Source organism: Herbidospora solisilvae (genome assembly GCF_009901565.1).
GTDB classification, from domain to species: Bacteria; Actinomycetota; Actinomycetes; order Streptosporangiales; family Streptosporangiaceae; genus Herbidospora; species Herbidospora solisilvae.
The window spans coordinates 68,499-83,524 of record NZ_WXEW01000007.1 but is presented as its reverse complement, the minus strand read 5'-3'; the positions used below and the strand labels follow the sequence as shown (position 1 = coordinate 83,524).

General features: G+C 71.7%; 11 protein-coding genes. All 11 read right to left on the bottom strand.

What is annotated here, in order from left to right; genetic code table 11:
• Positions 1-101 precede the first annotated feature (101 nt).
• Positions 102-1,247, bottom strand: a complete 1,146-nt coding sequence (locus tag GT755_RS23525) for a cysteine desulfurase family protein (protein WP_161481825.1) — start codon at positions 1,245-1,247, stop codon at positions 102-104.
• Between the two features lie 316 nt (positions 1,248-1,563).
• Entirely contained in the window at positions 1,564-2,511 is a 948-nt protein-coding gene (locus GT755_RS23520) for an electron transfer flavoprotein subunit alpha/FixB family protein (protein ID WP_161481824.1), read from the bottom strand.
• Positions 2,512-2,524: 13 nt separating this feature from the next.
• Positions 2,525-3,307 (bottom strand): electron transfer flavoprotein subunit beta/FixA family protein, encoded by a 783-nt coding sequence (locus GT755_RS23515; RefSeq protein ID WP_161481823.1) that lies wholly within the window; start codon positions 3,305-3,307, stop codon positions 2,525-2,527.
• A gap of 152 nt (positions 3,308-3,459) precedes the next feature.
• A complete protein-coding gene (locus tag GT755_RS23510; protein WP_161481822.1) occupies positions 3,460-4,686 on the bottom strand; it encodes a serine/threonine-protein kinase in 1,227 nt (408 codons plus the stop codon).
• A gap of 53 nt (positions 4,687-4,739) precedes the next feature.
• The gene (locus tag GT755_RS23505; protein ID WP_161481821.1) at positions 4,740-6,704 is read right to left on the bottom strand and encodes a protein kinase domain-containing protein; all 1,965 of its coding nucleotides are present in this window, start codon (positions 6,702-6,704) and stop codon (positions 4,740-4,742) included.
• Positions 6,705-8,990 (bottom strand): serine/threonine-protein kinase, encoded by a 2,286-nt coding sequence (locus GT755_RS38675; protein WP_202610442.1) that lies wholly within the window; start codon positions 8,988-8,990, stop codon positions 6,705-6,707.
• Positions 8,991-9,096: 106 nt separating this feature from the next.
• On the bottom strand, positions 9,097-9,609 hold the full coding sequence (locus GT755_RS23495; RefSeq protein WP_161481820.1) for a YbaK/EbsC family protein: 513 nt from the start codon (positions 9,607-9,609) through the stop codon (positions 9,097-9,099).
• Entirely contained in the window at positions 9,609-11,105 is a 1,497-nt protein-coding gene (locus tag GT755_RS23490; RefSeq protein ID WP_328794474.1) for a flavin monoamine oxidase family protein, read from the bottom strand. The genes GT755_RS23495 and GT755_RS23490 overlap by 1 nt, the downstream gene beginning before the upstream one ends.
• The gene (locus GT755_RS23485) at positions 11,102-11,944 is read right to left on the bottom strand and encodes a M55 family metallopeptidase (protein ID WP_161481819.1); all 843 of its coding nucleotides are present in this window, start codon (positions 11,942-11,944) and stop codon (positions 11,102-11,104) included. The genes GT755_RS23490 and GT755_RS23485 overlap by 4 nt, the downstream gene beginning before the upstream one ends.
• On the bottom strand, positions 11,944-12,144 hold the full coding sequence (locus tag GT755_RS23480) for a hypothetical protein (RefSeq protein WP_161481818.1): 201 nt from the start codon (positions 12,142-12,144) through the stop codon (positions 11,944-11,946). Before GT755_RS23480 ends, GT755_RS23485 begins: the two co-directional genes overlap by 1 nt.
• 107 nt (positions 12,145-12,251) lie before the next feature.
• A complete protein-coding gene (gene glgP / locus GT755_RS23475; RefSeq protein ID WP_161481817.1) occupies positions 12,252-14,849 on the bottom strand; it encodes an alpha-glucan family phosphorylase in 2,598 nt (865 codons plus the stop codon).
• Between the last annotated feature and the right edge of the window lie 177 nt (positions 14,850-15,026).

The following is a 15,026-nucleotide window of genomic DNA, read 5'->3' as shown; positions in this document are numbered from 1 at the left end:
GCGCTCAGATCCGGTGTCTTCCCTCGTCGCTCCGGTTCGCTTCGCTCTCCTGCGCTCCTCAGTCCAGACACCGGCGCGCTCAGGCAAAGCATGACCAGACCTCAGGACAAACCTGCCCGGCGGGCGCGTTCCACGACCCCGCCGATCACTTCGCCGACCCACTCGACGTCTTCCCGCGTCGACGTGTGGCCCAGGGAGAACCGCAACGAGCCGCGCGCCCGCGCGCCGTCCTGCCCCATGGCCAGCAGCACGTGGGAGGGCTGCGCCACCCCCGCCGAGCAGGCCGAGCCGGTCGAGCACTCGACCCCCTTGGCGTCGAGCAGCATCAGCAGGGCGTCGCCCTCGCAGCCGGGGAAGGTGAAGTGGGCGTTGCCCGGCAGCCGGTCGTCGAGGTCGCCGTTGACCACCACGTCGGGCACCGCGGCCCGCACCTTGGCGATCAGCAGGTCACGCAGCTCGGTCAGCCGGGCAGCCAGCGCGGCCCGGCGTTCGACGGCGAGCTTCACCGCCGTGGCGAACCCGGCGATGGCGGGCGCGTCGAGGGTCCCGGACCGCACGTCACGCTCCTGGCCGCCGCCGTGCAGCACCGGCACCGGATCGACCCCGCGGGCCAGCAGCAGCGCCCCGACCCCCATGGGGCCGCCGACCTTGTGGCCGGAGATCGTCATCGCGTCGACCCCGGAGGCGGCGAAGTCGACGTCGAGCTGCGCGACCGCCTGCACGGCGTCGGTGTGGAAGGGCACGCCGGCCTCGTGGGCGATGGCGGCCAGCTCGTGGATCGGCTGGACCGTCCCGATCTCGTTGTTGGCCCACATCACGCTGACCAGCGCGACGTCGTCGCCGATCGCCGCCCGCAGCGTCTCGGGCCGGAGCCGTCCCTGGGCGTCGACGGGCAGCAGTTCGACCTGCGCGGCCTGGTGGTCGGCCAGCCAGTGGGCCGGATCGAGTGCGGCGTGGTGTTCGATCGAGCTGAGCAGCACCCGAGGACGCCGCCGCGCCCAGAACAGCCCCTTGATCGCCAGATTGTCGGCCTCGGTGCCGCCGGCGGTGAACACGACCTCGCTGGGCCGGGCGCCGAGCGCGCCGGCGATGGTCTCGCGCGACTCCTCCACGACGCGCCGGGTCCGGCGCCCCGCGGCGTGCAGCGACGAGGCGTTGCCGACCTGGGAGAGCTCCGCCACCATCGCGGCGACCGCCTCGGGCACCATCGGCGTGGTCGCGGCGTGATCCAGGTAGGCAGTTCGCACCGAACAAGCGTATCCGCAGTGAAGTCCGACTCCATCGCGGGGAATTGGTGGTCGCCCACTACGGCCCGGGCCGTAAGGGCGACCTGAATCGGTCTGCCCGCCGGACAGCCGCCGGAAACCCCGTGTTCACGTGGTGGAAAGCAGGAAAGACTCCGCTCCGTTACGGCTCCGCCCACCCCGGCACTCCCCGCCGCAGCCCCTCCCACCGCACCCCACGCCACCCGGCCGCGCCACTCCCCACCGTGACGACCCATGGACACCAGAAGGGCGCCGAGGCCGAAGCCCCAGCGCCCTTCCCCGAACCGTCGTGCCCGGGCTACTTCCGCTTGGTGATCTCGTCGATCAGCTGCGGCAGCACCTTGTGCAGGTCGCCCACCACGCCGAAGTCGGCGATCTCCCAGATGGGAGCCTGAGCGTCCTTGTTGATCACGACGATCGTCTTGGCCGTCTGCATGCCCGCCCGGTGCTGGATCGCGCCGGAGATGCCCGCCGCGATGTAGAGCTGCGGCGCCACGGTCTTGCCGGTCTGCCCGACCTGGAACTCGTGCGGGTACCACCCGGAGTCGGTCACGGCCCGGGAGGCGCCGACGGCCGCGCCGAGCGAGTCGGCCAGCTGCTCGATGATCGAGAAGTCGGCGCCGACGCCACGACCGCCGGAGACCACGATCGCGGCCTCGGTCAGTTCCGGACGGGAGCTCGTCTTCTCCTTCACCCGCTCGACCACCCGCGCTCCGCGGGCGGCGTCGGAGAGCGCCACGTCGACCTTCTCCTCGGCGCCCGCGCCGGCGGCGGCCACCGGCTGGGTCGAGTTGGGCCGCAGGGCGATGATCGGAGTGCCCCGGGACACCTTGCTGTGCACGATCACGCCGCCGCCGAAGACGGGCTGCTCGGCGACGAAGCCCTCGGCCACGCCGACCGCGTCGGTGATGACGCCGCTGTCGGTCTTGATGGCCAGGCGGCCCGCCACCTCCTTGCCCTCGGTGGTCGAGGCGATCAGGACCGCCGCGGGCGACCGGCTGCCGACCAGCGAGGCGAGCAGCTCGGCCTTGGGGGCCACCAGGTAGTCGGCGATGTCGGCCGAGTCGGCGACGTAGATCTTCTCCGCGCCGTACTCCGACAGCCGGGCCTTGGCGGTGTCGGTGTAGCCGGGACCGGCCCACACGGCCGACGGCTCGCCGAGCGAGCGGGCCAGGGTGAGCAGTTCGAGGGTGACCTTCTTGATCTCGCCGTCGACCTGTTCGACGAGCACCAGGATCTCTGCCATTGCCAACCCTCCCTTAGATGAACTTCTTCGAGACGAGGAACTCGGCCGCCTTGGTGCCGCCGTCGCCCTCGTCGTTGACCACGACGCCCTTGCCGCGCGGGGGCGCGGGGGTGAAGTCGGCGACCACGCTCCAAGCTGCGGACAGGCCGATCTGGGCGGGGTCGATCTCGGCGTCGGAGATGCCGATCTTCTCGATGGGCTTCTTCTTGGCCGCCATGATGCCCTTGAAGGAGGGGTAGCGCGGCTTGAAGGGGTCGGGCTTCTCGACGACCGACACGACGGCGGGCAGCGTGGCCTCGACCTTGTCGTAGCCGTAGTCGGTCTGCCGGTGGATGCTGATCTCCGAGCCGGAGACCTCGATCTTGCTGGCGAGCGTCAGCTGCGGCACGCCCAGGCGCTCGGCGAGCATCGCGGCGAGCATGCCGGTGCGGGCGTCGGTCGACTCGGAGCCGAGGATGACGACGTCGAATCCGATCTTCTTGAGCGCCTGGGACAGCGCGTAGGAGGTCGAGAGGGCGTCGGAGCCGTGCAGCGCCTCGTCGGACAGGTGGACGGCCTTGTCGGCGCCCATCGCGAGGGCCTTGCGGATGGCGTCGGTGGCCTGGTCGGGCCCCATGGTGAGGACCGTCACCTCGCCGCCGTGGGCCTCTTTCAGCTTGAGAGCGTCTTCGACCGCGTATTCGCAGAGCTCGTTGATGACCCCGTTGGCGCTGCGGTCGATCGTGTTGTCATCGGACCGCAGCTTGCGCTCGGTCGCGGTGTCGGGAACCTGCTTCACGCAGACGACGATGTTCATGGCCGGTGGCCGACCTCCCGTACTCAGACGGCTGACGCCGCAGCGGACGACTGGCTATTTGTTACCCACGGGTAGCTTACTCACAAACCCCGCGTATGGTGCACTTGCCTCCACCCTACCGAACTATGTTCTGGAAGGCGCGGCGGGGGTGGTCAGCTCGCGAGGACGAGCACGCCCAGCGCGAAGAGCACCGCACCGACGGCCAGCAGCAGGATGAACGTGCTGAAGAAGGTGCTCAGCGCCCACCACAGCACGACAGACCCCGCGATGGCCGACAGGTCGAGGACGACACGCCCCTTCTCCTTGGCGGCCAGGCCGAACATGGCGTCGATGAGCAGCGCCAGACCGTACACGACGAGAAGGAGGAGGGAGGCCTCGGGCAGGTGCTCGCGGCCGGTCGCGGCGAGCAGGCCGACGACCGCGCAGGTGCCGACCACCCAGCGGCGCCGCACCACGTCGCGGCGGCGGGCGAAGGCGATCTCGGCCGGCGAGCGCGTGTCGGGCGGCGGCGCGGCCGCCGCCTTCAGCTCGACGGTCTCCTCCTCGCGGTGGGCGCTCGCCGTCGCCGGGGTGACCGGAGCGGTGACCGGACGCTGGGCGCCCAGGCGGGCCAGCAGCTGGGCGGCGGTCGGACGGGCCGCCGGGTCGGTGGCGAGGGCGTCGCGCAGGATCGGGACCAGCCATGACGGCACCCCGGTCAGGTCGGGCTCGTGGTGGACGATCCGGTAGGCGACCGCCGGGGCGGGCCCCTGGCCGTAGATCGGGCGGCCGGTGGCGGCGTAGGCGAGCGTCGTGGCGAACGCGAACACGTCGGCGGGCGGCCCGGCCTCGCGGCCTTCGAGCACCTCGGGGGCCAGGTAGCCGGGGGTGCCGACGACCGCGCCGGTGTCGGTCACCGAGACCAGGTCGAGCGCGGAGGCGATGCCGAAGTCGATGAGGTAGGGCTCGCCGTCGGCCAGCATCACGTTGGCCGGCTTCAGGTCGCGGTGGACGACCCCCGCGTCGTGGATGGCCGCCAGCGCCTCGGCCAGGCCCCGCGCCAGCCGCAGCAGATCGGCGTCGTCGGTGACGGGGCCCTCGGCGACGATCGTCGACAGGGCCCGGCCGGGCACGTAGCGGGTGACGATGTAGGGCCGGTCGCCGTCGAGCGACACGTCGAGCACCTCGGCGATGTGCGGCCCGCGGACCCGGAGCATCGTCTCGACCTCACGCGACAGGCGGGTGAGGGCCGAGCCGTCGGCCGCTATGTGGGGGTGGAGCACCTTCACCGCGACGGTGCGCCCTTCGGCGTCGAGCGCCAGATGGACCTCGCCGAACCCGCCCTTGCCTAGAGGGGAGAGCAGCCGATAGGGACCGGCGTTAGAGACGCTCGACTCCACCGGCTGCTCCCTTCAGGATTCACGAGTCATCGTGCCCCGTCGCGGGCTCTGGCTCACTTCCCGACGAGGAAACCCAGTCCGATCTGGCTCATCAGGTCTTCGAACAGGCCGGTGATCAGGTTGACCGCGGTGTCCTGTCCCTTGCCGAGACTGGCCACGAGGTCGTCGATCACGGCCGACGGGGGCCGCCAGGGCGTCCAGACGGCTTCGGCCGACAACGCGGTCATCACGATGAAGAACGCCAGCGTGCCGAAGACCAGGGTGACCACCATGCCGGCGCCGGGGCTGCGGATGACGCCCGCCAGCGCCCGCTGCACCGCCTGGCGCGGCTTGCGCCCGCCCGGCAGCAGGAACAACCCGCCGACGAACGCCGCCGCCGCGTAGGCCGCCGCGCCGTCGGTCGTCAGCCCGCCCAGGTAGCGGCAGGCGCCCCACACGCAGATGCCGAACAGGATGCCCAGCGGGACGTGGATCGCGGTCGCCAGCACCGCCTTGACCAGCGCCCAGGGGGTGCCGAGCACGGCCCGCATCGGGTCGGAGTTGCTGGTACCCCGGATCGAGCGGCGCTCGCTCAGGTCGCCGATCAGCGAGTTGCCGACCCGCAGGCACAACACCAGCACGATCGCGAACAGGCTCACCATCACCGGCAGCAGGCAGGCCGCGCCGACCAGCGTCGCCAGCATCAGCGCCGCCATCACCGGGTGGCTGGTCTTGTATCGCGGCCGGTCCTGCTGCGGCTGCGCCTGCGGCGGGCTATAGGGCGGCGGCGGCGCGGGCGCCGGGCGCTGCTGCTGCGGCGCCGGGAAGCCGGCCACCCGCTGGTCGGGGTAGGGCGGCGGCGCGAACTGCGGCGGCGGCTGGTAGGGCGGCACGCTGGCCGGGACGTAGGGCGGCGGCTGGCCGTTGCCCGGTCGCCGCTGCCGCGAGTCCTTCTGCGGCCGGGGCTCCCGCTCGGGCGCGACGTAGTTGACCGGCGGCAGCAGGTCGGAGAATGTCTCGTCGCGCCGGGCCGAGGGCACGGCGTCGTCGAGCACGCGGGTGCCGTCGTTGAGGACGCGGGTGCCGTCGGTGAGCACGCGGGTCCCGTCGTTGAGGACCCTGGTGCCGTCGGCCAGCACGCGGGTCCCGTCGGAGAGCACGCGGGTGCCGTCGGGCCGCTGGTTCCTCTGGACGGCGGTGCCGCCCTCCTTGAACACCGTCACCGTCGGGTCGAGGGCGCGCGAGAGCTTCAGCAGCGACCCGGCCGTGGGACGGGCGCCGGCGTCGGTCGCCAGGGCCAGCCGCAACCAGCCGCGCAGGAACGCGGGCGCGGCGTCGACCTGGGCCTTGCCCTCCAGGATGTTGTAACAGACCGCCTCGAAGGTGCCCTGGCCGAACGGCGGCTTGCCGGTCGCGGCGAAGAACACGGTCGCGGCCAGCGCGTGGACGTCGGCCGCCTGGGTGATCTCGCTGTCGCGGATGATCTCCGGGGCGAGGTAGCCGGGGGTGCCGACGAACATGCCCGTCTGGGTCAGCCGGGTGGCGTTGACCAGGTGGGCGATGCCGAAGTCGATGACCAGCGGCTCGAACGTCCCGGACCCGTCGTCGACGAGCATGACGTTGGCCGGCTTCAGGTCGCGGTGGATGACGTCGGCCTGGTGGATGGCCACCAGCGCCTCGCACAACCCCCGGGCCAGCTTGGTCAGTTCGTCGCCCTTGAGCGGGCCGTCTTCGAGCACCCGCTGCTCCAGCGTGCGCCCCGGCGCGAAGCGGGTGACGATGTAGGGCGTGGCGCCGGTCAGGTCGGCGTCGAGCACGGCGGCGACGCGGCCGCTGCGCACCCGGCGCATCGTCTCGACCTCACGGGTGAGACGGTCGCGTGCCTTCAGATCGGATGCGACGTGTGGGTGGAGGACCTTGACGGCGACTTGGCGGTCGTCGGAGTCGAGCCCCAGATGGACGACGCCCATCCCGCCTTCACCAAGTCGCCGGAGCAATCGGTATGGACCGATCCGCTCCGGTGCTTCCGTTGCGGCCACCTATGACCCCCCTAGTCCTGATTCCCGCAGTTGTTCCAGCCGTTGTGTCAGCTCCGGCAGGTCGAAACCCCAGATCAAACCTGCCGTGTGGATGTCGGAACTGAGCGACAACAGCGCGACTCCTGCGAGGACCACCGCCACCACCCCCACGATGGCCGCGACCCCGATCGCCATGCCCCTGGTGGGGAACAGCGATGCCAGCGTACGGCGTACCTGGCGGGTGGGGGCCTCGACGGCGGGGCCGGCGCAGATCGTCCAGAGGGCGACCGCGACGCCCCAGCCGAGAGTGGCGGGGATGTCCATTTTCGTGAGCACCGTCAGCAGCAGCGTGACGGGGATGCCGAGGATGAGGCCGTAGAAGATGAGGCCCAGCGTCGCCCCGGCCGATCGGGCCAGCGCGGCGGGCTCGTTGAGGACCCGGAACACGTCGCCCGCCGCCGCGCTGACCTGCCGCTGGCCGTTGAGCTGCGGCTGGGCGATGTCGGCGGCGCGGAACAGGATGACGCTCGGGATGATCAGCAGCGCGGCCAGCGTCGGCGCGATCGCCGCGCCGCCGAGCAGCGCCACCTGCATGAGCACGCTCGCCACGCCGTAGGCCCGGGACCGCTGCAACATGGCGCCCGGACGCGCGCCCGGGTTGTGCAGCGGCGGGGGCGGCGGGACGCGCAGCGTCTCCAGGAACGGCGCCGGCTTCGGCTGGTGGACCTGCGGGGTCCGCTCGTAGAGCTCGGCGGGCTGCTCGAAGAACGCCTGCTGCGGGTTCTGCGACTGGCGCAGCTCCTCGGGCCGGACCCGGCGTGTGGGCAGGTCGCCGTCGCGCGGCTGCTCCCAGCCGCCCTGACCGGCCCGGCGGGTCGGCATGTCGCCCTCGTTCCAGCCGGTCTGCCGGCCTGGCATGCGCGTGGGGATGTCGCCCTCGCCGGAGAGCCCGGCCCGGCGCAGGTCGTCGCCGGTGACCCGGACCGTGGGGAACGGGTCGCCGCCGCCCTGGCCGGGAACATGCCCGGGACCGGACGGGTTGACGGCCGGGCGCGGCGCGGTCGGCTCGGCAGGGCCGGTGCTCGGCCCGGGGTTCGGCCGGCCCGCGAGGCCGGAAGGGCCGCTTCCGTGCTGCTGGGCCGCGCTCTGCCCGGTCTGCCCCGGATAGCCGGATGAGCCGGTGCCCGGATGAGCCGGTCCCGGGCGCGGGCCGGTGCCGGGACCCGTCTGTCCCGGATAACCCGGGTTCGGGCGGACGTCGCTCGGCGGGTGGCCCGCGTAAGGGGTGTCGTTCAGGAGGGAGACGTACTCCTCCTGGGTCGGCTGGCGGCGCACGACCGGGGTGATCAGCGGGTTGGCCTTCGGGCCGGCCACCGGCTGGTTGACCTGGTCGGTCGACGGAGGCCGCGGCGTGGGCGGCGGGCCGTCGACGCCGAAGACGGCGATCGGCTGGCCGGTCTGGTCGTCGATGTTGGGGACCGTCGTGATCTCGTCGGGCACCCGTGGACGCCGCGCCTGCGGCATCAGCCGGGCCACCTGCTCGCGCAGCTCGACCGCACGGGGGCGGCGCGAGGGGTCGCGCTGGAACGCCGCGCGCAGCACCGACTGGATCACCGGCGGGGCGGCGTCGACGTTGGCCTTGCCCGACGTGATGTTGAAGAAGATCATCTCCAGCGTGCCCTTGCCGAACGGCGGCAGGCCGGTCGCGGCGTAGAGCAGGGTGCCGGCCCAGGCGTGCACGTCGACCTCGGGACCGGCCTCGTGACCCTCGATGATCTCGGGGGCGAGGTAGCCGGGGGTGCCGATGAACATGCCGGTCTGGGTCAGCCGGGTCGCGTCGACCGCCTGCGCGATGCCGAAGTCGATCAGCACCGGGTCGCCGTCGAGCATGAGCACGTTGCCGGGCTTCAGGTCGCGGTGGATGACCCCGGCCGCGTGGACGGCCGACAACGCGTCGGCCACGCCGTAGGCGACCTTGAGCAGCCCTTCGACCGACATCGGGCCGTCGGTCTTGATCAGGTCGTCGAGGGGTTTGCCGGGGACGTAACGCGTGACGATGTAGGGCCGCTGGCCCGTCACGTCGGCGTCGACGACCTCGGCGATGTAGGGGTTGCGGACCCGCCGCATCGTCTCGACCTCGCGGGAGAGCCGCCGGCGCGCGGTGTCGTCGCCCGCGACCTCCGGGCGCAGCACCTTGACGGCCACCTGCCTGCCGTGAGGATCGAGGGCCAGGTGGACCACGCCCATGCCGCCTTCACCGAGCCGCCGGAGCAGCCGGTAGGGGCCAAGTCGGTCGTCCTGATTCATGCCTTAAGCACCATACCGACTAAAACACCGCCCATGAGTGAACCATCAGGCCACATTCCTGCCCGGTACAACGGCAGGATTGGTCCAACGGTTTCCCACCCTACGGTCACAAAGTGAGCAACAGCACCTCACCCCGGGTGGCGGTGACGAGATCACTACCGGAAAGCGCCAGCTTGGACCGGCGAAGCCCGCTGCCGATGACGACGAAGTCGCGGCGGGTCACGTTTTCGTCAACGAGCACCGGCCAGCCCTCCGGCAGCCCGATCGGCGTGATTCCGCCGTATTCCATCCCGGTCAGCGAGACGGCGTCGTCCATCGGCGCGAAGGAGATTTTGCGGGCGTCGAGGTGGCGCCGGACGATCCCGTTGATGTCGGCCCGGTGGGTGGCGAGCACCATGACGGCCGCGTAGCGGGTCTCGCCGCCGCGCTTGGCCGCCACGACGACGCAGTTGGCCGAGTCCTCCGGGGCGACGCCGTACTTCTCGCAGAAGGCGGCGGTGTCGGCCAGCTCGGGGTCGATGGCGGTGGCCCGCAGGTCGACCTTCAGGTCGGGCACGGCCTTCGCCACCGGTTCGGCCAGCAGATCGAGGCGGTCGGCGGCGGGGACCCAGTCGAGCATCAGTTCTCCTTCAGCGCCCTCTCGTGGATCGAGAGCACTGCCTTGCGTGCGGACTCGAAGGCCCCAGCCTGCCAGGCGACGAGGCCGGTCAGCCAGTCGCCCGCCAGGTAGACGCGCCCGTGGGCCTGCTGCACCCCTTGGAGGCCGGCGACCATCATGCCCTCGACGTGCGGCCGGTTCGCCCAGGAGACCGAGACGCCCGACAGCAGGTCCTTGCGGTAACGGGGCCCGTGGACCTGTTCGCCGGCGCGCAGCGCGCGCTCCAGCCGGGCGGCCGGTGAGAGGGGGTCGTAGGCGGCGGCCTGGTCGCCCACGGTGTAGTAGCCGACGAGCAGGCCCCGGCGTTCGTGGAAGCCGTGAGAGGGGTACCAGATGCGGCCGATGTCGAGGTCGGTCTCGCTGATGCCGCCGTAGATGTTCTCGTCCAGCTCCCACCAGCGGCGGCCGTACTCCAGGCCGAGTTTGCCGCCGGCCAGGAGGAAGCCCCCGCCGAGCTGGAAGACGAGCTGCTGCGGGAGCGAACTCGGGATGCGGGCCAGGATGTGCGGCGGCAGGGTGGCGACGCAGTAGTCGGCGGTGACCGCGCCGTTCCGGTGCTCGACGACGACCTCGCGGCCGGTGTCGGTGATCCTCGTGGCGGGAGTGCCGGTCCTGATGCGGTGGCGGCCGACGTTGGCGACCAGGGCGTCGACGATGCGGTCCATGCCGCCGACCGGCTGGAACATGGGCATGGCCTGGTCGTGGGCGAGGTCCCAGGTGAGCGCGTAGGGGATCCGGTAGCCGAGCACCTCGCCGACCGACGGGACCGGGCCGGTGTCGGCGCGGCGTTCGCCGCCGTCGTAGGTGAGCCGCTCGCCGAGCTGGCCGAACTCGCGTAACAGGTCGAGCAGGTTGGTCTTGTCGGCGGCGGTCAGGTCGGCGTCGAGGGCGCCCTGGTTCGCCGCCTTGGCCAGCAGTTCGGAGAGGTGACCCTGGGTGTCGGCGCGGGCGGTGCGCAGCCGGATCGACTTCCCCGAGGTGTGGACGTAGGCGTCGGCGTTGGAGTTGACGAAGATCTCCAGGGGCACGCCGAGCTCGCGGCAGTAGTCCATGGTGATCATCCACTGCGCGATGCGGGCCGGGCCGGCGTTGAAGTAGGTGCCGTCGCGGAAGGCGGCCCGCTGGGTGGCGCCGCCGATCTCGGTGAGCTCGTCGCCGCCCCGGATTGTCAGGTTCCGGCCGCCCACCTTCTTGGCGGCCTCCAGGATCGTGACGTCGTACCCGGCCTTGAGCAGTTCGTAGGCGACGGCCAGGCCGGCGATGCCGGCGCCGAGGATCACGACCCGCTTGGGCGAGCGGCCGGTCAGCGTGAAGTCGCCCGGCTGGGGGGCGGTGTAGACGTTCGCCTGGCTCGCCGGCACGAGGCCGAGCGCGCCCATCGCGGCCAGCATGGCCCCGGCTCCCCCGGCGACGCCGAGACCGTGGAGGAGAGCCCTGCGGCTTAATTCACCCGTCACCCATATACACCGCTTCCGCACGCGACCTGGCCGGCGATCATGGCGTACAGCCCGAAGAGTGCCATGATCTCCCGGTAGTCGGGCGTTGTGAACTCGGTGTTCCTTGCCGATTTGCGCCGGGTTCCCGGGATGATCGCGCAGGCCGAGGCGATGGCGGTGCTGTTCCACTCCACTTCGAGCGTGTACGGCGGCTCGATCGCATAGGGCCGGAAGTCGGTCAGCCGGTTGAGGGCGGTGACGGTCGACTCCTCGATCTTCCGCTGGGCCACGGCGATCGGCAGCAGCTCGGCGGCGAACATGTCGATGCCCTGTTTGACGGCGACCGTCTCGACGTCGCCGAGCACCTCGCGCGCCTCCTCGCAGACCGCGACGTCGCCGGTGACCAGCACGACCGGCACCCCGACGGACCCGGCGAACGCCGACACCAGCCGGGTCTCGCCGCAGATCTCGCCGTTCAGCCAGACGTTCTGGATCTCCTTGCCCATCCACGTGTGGTTGAGCACGCCGTGGGAGACCCCGGCCCGCGCGTGGTAGCCCGCGAAGATCGCGGCGTCGAAGCCCTCGGTGAGGCCCTGGCCCATGCGGTGGGGTTTGCCGGGGCCCCGGATGAGGGTGGCGCGCGGGTCGAGCCGGTCGATGCGCAGGTTCCTGGTCGAACCGTGGGCGTCGTTGACAAGCACCTGCGTCGCCCCGGCGGCGAACGCGCCCCGGATGACGGCGTTGGCGTCGCCGGTCATGAACTCACAACCGCGCTCGTAGCCCCGGCCGCCGTGGTGCATCTCCTCGGGGTCGGTGAGCCCGGTGACGCCCTCCATGTCGACGGACAGGTAAACCCGCATCAGTAGCTCCGCAATCGTTCGACCTCACGGCGCAGCGCCACCACTTCCCGGCGGAGCATCTGGATCTCCCACAGCGCCTCCTTCATGTCCTGTGCGTGGTCGGCCCGGGTGACGTACCGGGCGTCGACCCGGACGCGGACGGCCCGGCGCAGCCGGGGCGGGGCGAGCACACGAAGGATGAGGCGGAGGACGGACCGCATGAGCGGCAACCCTAGCCGGGATGCGAGGAACGTTCCGCACCCAATGGTCACAATAACCGCACGGGCCCGGTTCCCCCGCCAGGGGAACCGGGCCCGAAGGTAGATCCTCAGCGAAGAGTGCCGTTGGTCATGCCGGCCGGCTCCTCGGGCACCGCGATCAGGCCGAGCTCGGCGGGCGAGGCCATCAGCGGGTGGAAGGGCACCACCCGCACCGAGTAGCCGAACGCGCCGGTCCGGTCGAGCGGGATCACCCCGGTGAAGGTGGCGTGGCCGTCGTCGTCGAGCGAGCCGACGGTCAGCTTCACGTGGTTGGGCTCGATCAGCTCGTCGTGCTGGCCGACCCGGCCGTAGGCGGCCTGCACCTCGACGTCGTCGGGCGACAACTCGCCCAGCGCGATCGTGGCGTTGACCTCCATGGCGGCCCCCAGTTCCGGGGTGTCGCCGATGCCGGCCGTCTCGACGTGCTCGACCCGGACGGCGGGCCAGGCCTGCGAGACCCGCAGCTTCCAGGCCGCGAACGCCTTGGCCTGGGCGTAGCCGTCGCCCGACAGCGCCTTGGCGGCGCCGGCCGCCGGGCTGTAGAGCTCGACGACGTAGTCGCGCAGCATCCGGCCGGCCAGCACCTTCGGCCCGAGCGAGCTGAGGGTGTGCTTGACCATCTCCAGCCAGCGGCGCGGCAGGCCGTCGGCGGCCCGGTCGTAGAACCGGTCGGCGACCTCGCGCTCGATCAGGTCGTAGAGGGCCGAGGCCTCCAGCTCATCACGCCGCTCGGGGTCGGAGACGCCGTCGGCGGTCGGGATGGCCCAGCCGTTGTTGCCGTCGAACCACTCGTCCCACCAGCCGTCGCGGATCGACAGGTTCAGGCCGCCGTTGAGGGCGGCCTTCATGCCGGAGGTGCCGCACGCCTCCAGCGGGCGCAGCGGGTTGTTCATCCAGACGTCGCAACCCTGGACGAGCAGCTGGCCGACGGTCATGTCGTAGTCGGGCAGGAAGACGATGCGGTGGCGCACGTCCTCCATGTCGGCGAACTTGATGATCTGCTGGATGAGCTTCTTGCCGCCCTCGTCGGCCGGGTGGGCCTTGCCGGCGATCACGATCTGGACCGGCTTGACCGGGTCGAGCAGCAGCCCGCGCAGCCGCTCGGGGTCGCGCAGCATCAGCGTGAGCCGCTTGTAGGAGGGCACCCGGCGGGCGAAGCCGATGGTCAGCACGTCGGGCGACAGGGCCTCGTCGGTCCAGGTCAGCTCGGCGTCGGAGGCCCCGCGCTGCCGCCACGACCGGCGCAGGCGCTTGCGGGCCTCGGTGACCAGGTTGGCGCGCAGCTGCCCGCGGATGGTCCACAGGTCGCCGTCGGAGAGCTTCTGGACGCCCTCCCAGCCCTGGGCCCGCTCGACGATCGTCGGCAGCTCCCTGCCGGCCAGCTCCATGACCTCGCGGCCGACCCACGTGGGGGCGTGCACGCCGTTGGTGATCGAGCCGATCGGGATCTCCGACAGGTCGAAGCCCGGCCACAGGCCCTGGAACATGCCCCGGCTGACCTCGCCGTGCAGGACCGACACGCCGTTGACCCGCTGGGCCAGGCGCATGCCCATGACGGCCATGTTGAAGACCGCCTTCTCCCCGTCGCCGGAGTCGGGCTCGGCGCCGAGGGCGAGGACGCGGTCGACCGGCACGGTCGGCCAGGCGTTGTCGCCGCCGAACTGGCGGGCGATCATGTCTGCCGGGAACCGGTCGATGCCGGCCGGGACCGGGGTGTGGGTGGTGAACACGGTGCCGGCGCGGACCGCCTCCAGGGCCTCGTCGAACGACAGGCGGGCCTCGGTGAGCTCGCGGATGCGCTCCAGGCCGAGGAACCCGGCGTGGCCCTCGTTGGTGTGGAAGACCTGGGGCTCGGGGTGGCCGGTGATCCGGCAGTAGGCGCGGATGGCCCGCACGCCGCCGATGCCCAGGAGGAGCTCCTGGAGCAGGCGGTGGTCGCCGCCGCCGCCGTAGAGGCGGTCGGTGACGTCGCGGGCGGTGGTGTCGTTGTCGGCCACGTCGGAGTCGAGCAGCAGCAGCGGGATGCGGCCGACCTGGGCGACCCAGATCTGGGCGTGCAGGCCGGTGCCGCCCGGGAGGCTGATGCGGATGCGGGCCGGGCTGCCGTCCTCCTCCTTGAGGAGGGTCAGGGGGAGGCCGCCCGGGTCGAGGGAGGGGTAGTGCTCCTGCTGCCAGCCCTCGGGTGACAGCGACTGGGTGAAGTAGCCGTGCCGGTAGAGCAGGCCGACGCCCAGGATCGGCACGCCGAGGTCGGAGGCGGCCTTCAGGTGGTCGCCGGCCAGGATGCCCAGGCCGCCCGAATACTGGGGAAGGGCGGCGGCGATGCCGTATTCGGGAGAGAAGTAGCCGACGGCGGCGGGCGCGTCCTCCAGCGTCTGGTACCAGCGCGGCGCCGTCATGTACTCGCGGAGGTCGTCGGCGGCGTCGGCCAGGCGGCGCAGGAAGCGCCGGTCCTGGGCCAGGGCGCGGAGCCTCTCGGCCGAGACGGCGCCGAGGAGGGCCACGGGGTCGTGCTCGACCCGCTCCCAGACCTCGGGGTCGACCTCGGCGAACAGGTCCATCGTCTCCGGGTGCCATGACCAGCGGAGATTCTGGACCAGCTCGCCAAGCGGCGCGAGCTCGGCCGGAAGGACGGTACGGACGGTGAACCTGCGTATAGCTCTCACGTGGCCAGACCCTAGGCGATCGGAGGGGGTGGATGTGGCCGGAACTTCGCGCCACACAGTGCGAACTCACCATTGGCATACCTGCTCAAACCTCACCGAACGACCCTGGTGACGGTGAGTACGTGTACGTCGCACGAACCTCCGGAGACCCGTGGATGACACGCGGGTTTGACCGGC